This window comes from Protofrankia sp. Cas4, from assembly GCF_963555915.1.
Taxonomy (GTDB): Bacteria; Actinomycetota; Actinomycetes; order Frankiales; family Frankiaceae; genus Protofrankia.
This window is the reverse complement of sequence record NZ_CAUVXL010000176.1, coordinates 1-2,460: the sequence shown is the minus strand read 5'-3', so window position 1 is coordinate 2,460 and position 2,460 is coordinate 1. Positions and strand designations below refer to the sequence as shown.

At 71.9% G+C, this 2,460-nt stretch carries 3 protein-coding genes; all 3 read left to right on the top strand.

Going from position 1 to position 2,460, the window contains the following annotated elements:
• Nucleotides 1-787 (top strand): ABC transporter ATP-binding protein (locus tag U9979_RS16440; RefSeq protein WP_322780078.1); only part of this gene is annotated, 787 nt, incomplete at its 5' end.
• Nucleotides 784-1,704 (top strand): ABC transporter permease, encoded by a 921-nt coding sequence (locus U9979_RS16435; RefSeq protein ID WP_322780077.1) that lies wholly within the window; start codon nt 784-786, stop codon nt 1,702-1,704. The genes U9979_RS16440 and U9979_RS16435, both read left to right, overlap by 4 nt.
• Before the next feature lie 24 nt (nt 1,705-1,728).
• Nucleotides 1,729-2,439 carry a hypothetical protein gene (locus tag U9979_RS16430; protein ID WP_322780076.1) on the top strand — a complete coding sequence of 237 codons (711 nt, stop codon included), beginning with the start codon at nt 1,729-1,731 and terminating at the stop codon, nt 2,437-2,439.
• Nucleotides 2,440-2,460: the final 21 nt, after the last annotated feature.

Here is a 2,460-nt window from a genome sequence, read left to right as displayed (position 1 = left end):
CATCCGGCCGGATGCCGGGTCGATCGAGATGTTCGGATGGGACGTCGTCTCCCGGCCGGACATCCCGCCCCGGCTGGCGGCCTACCTCGGTCAGGGCGACACGGCCCTGGCGGACCTCCCGGTGAGCGTCGCCGTGGAGACGACCGCCCGTCTGCGCGGGCTGGGCCGTCCCGCCGCCCGTGCGGCACGGACGGCCGTCATCGACGAACTCGGGCTCGCGCCGATCGCGGGTCGACCGTTGCGGCACCTGTCCGGTGGCCAGCGCAGGCTGGCCTCGGTTGCCTGCGCCCTGGTCGGCCACCGCGAGGTGCTCGTCCTGGACGAGCCCACGACCGGGCTTGACCCCACGGCTCGGCGGGCGGTGTGGTCGGCGCTGCAACGGCGCCGGGACACCGCGGGCGTCACCGTGGTGCTGGTCACGCACAACGTCCTGGAAGCGGAGTCCGTCCTGGACCGCGTCGCCGTCCTCGAGGCCGGTCGGGTGATCGCCTGCGACACCCCCGGGCGACTCAAGGCGTCGGTGAGTGATGACGTCCGGCTGGACCTGGTCTGGCGGTTCGAGCCGCCCGGCGACGATCCGATCATCGCGCGCCTCGCTCAGCAGGCCGAGATCACCGGCCGTCGGTGGACCACGCGGATGGCCGCGGTCGACGCGCGTGAGGCGCTCGCGCGACTCACGACCGGCCCGGCCTTTGCCGCCCTCGACGACTTCACCCTGGCCACGCCATCCCTTGAGGATGTCTACCTCGCCCTCGGCGGAGCATCCCGCACCCTGGAGCGCTCATGACCGCCCCCACCGCGGCGTCTCAGTCCGCCCGTCAGCCGTCCGTGGGTCAGGAGGGTGCCGGCCAGGAGGGTGCCGGCCAGGAGGGTGCCGGCCAGGACGGTGCCGCTCAGGATGCTGGCACCGTGAGCGCCGCCACGATCGTGGGTGGCGCCGTGGCGTTGCCGCCCAACACCCGGTTCGGTGCGGCTCTGCGGGCCGTTTACGTCGGTCAGCTCTCCCGCGCTCGGGTGGCACGGGTGCCGCTGTTGTTCGTCGCGGCCTTTCAGTCGCTCGGGATCATGCTGCTGCTCCGGGGTGTGGTCGACACCGGAAACGAGACGACCAGCGAGCAGGTGGTGGCGGGTTCAACCGTGTTGGTGGTGGCCTTCATCGCCCTCAACCTGCTGGCGCAGCGCTTTGGAGCGCTACGCGCGGCCGGGGCGCTCGACTACTACCTGACCTTGCCGATTCCCGCCAGCGCGGTGGTACTGGGCACCGCCGCCTCCTATGCTTCGTTCGCGGTGCCGGGGACGGTCATCACGGCGGTGGTGGGCGCCCTGCTCTACGGCCTTCCGCTGTCGGGTCTGTGGCTGCTCCTACCGGTGGTCGCACTGGCGGGTGCGTCGCTGGCCGGCATCGGAGCGGCGATCGGCCTGCTGGCTCCACGCCAGGAACTGGCCACCGTCGTCGGACAGGTCGGCATGAGCGTCGTGTTGTTCGTGGGCATCATCCCGGCCGACCGGCTGCCTGCCGGGGTCAAGCTGCTGCGGGACCTGGTGCCCAGCACGTACGCGGTGGACGTGCTGGCCGCCGCGTTCCGGCCATCCATCGACTGGGCCGCGGCCGTCGTCGACCTGCTGGTGTGCGCGGTGGTCGCGGTCATCATGCTCACCGCGGCCAGTATGGCGCTACGGCGTGCCGGCAATGCCCGGCGGTAGACGCATGCCAGAGATGAATGAATGGTGACCAAGCCGTTGCCGGACTCGCACGACGCAGGAATGCGGGGCTCACCCCAGGTGCCGGGACTGCGCGGTCCCGGGGGGTTCGTCGGCGCCTTGGATGACCCGCTGGTGGCCGCGGATCGTGACGACCGCTTCTGGGCGGTCGGCCGGAGCGAGATCGTCGCCGGTGTCGTGGGTGCGGTCGCCATGGCCGCGGCCGGGCTGCCGCTCGGACTCCTGTGGGCCGCGGCGGCCCCGCGCCTGGACGTCAGGGCGGCGCTGGCCGGAAGTGAGCTCGCCTTCGACGCCCAGGCCGGCGTCGACGTGTACTTTGCCATGATCTGCGGGATCGGCGGTCTGGTTGCGGGAGCGCTCGCGTTCTGGCGGGGACGCAGCGGCGGCTGGCCGCTACCGGTGGGGCTTGCGCTGGGCGGGCTCACCGGATCCCTGTTGGCCAGCTGGATCGGCCACGAGTTGCGGTCGTCGCGGGTCACTTCACAGCTTCCGGACGGGGCCCGCGACCTTGCCGTCCAGCTCGTCGACTTCCGGCTTCGGTCGTCCGGTTTCCTGGTCGTCCTGCCCGCCGTGTTGTTGTTCGTGCTCGCGGTACTGACCTGGTTTTCGACCTTTCGGATGCCCCGCCGGCCCCTGACCGACCCGACCAGCCCGACCGACCCGACCAGCCCGACCAGCCCGACCAGCCCGACCAGCCCGACCGACCCGACAGCCTGAGCAGCCAGGCGCTCTTAGTTC

Bases quoted from the DNA above. Each gene is read 5' to 3' on its own strand.
- U9979_RS16435 (WP_322780077.1), top strand. From the start codon at position 784: ATGACCGCCCCCACCGCGGCGTCTCAGTCCGCCCGTCAGCCGTCCGTG.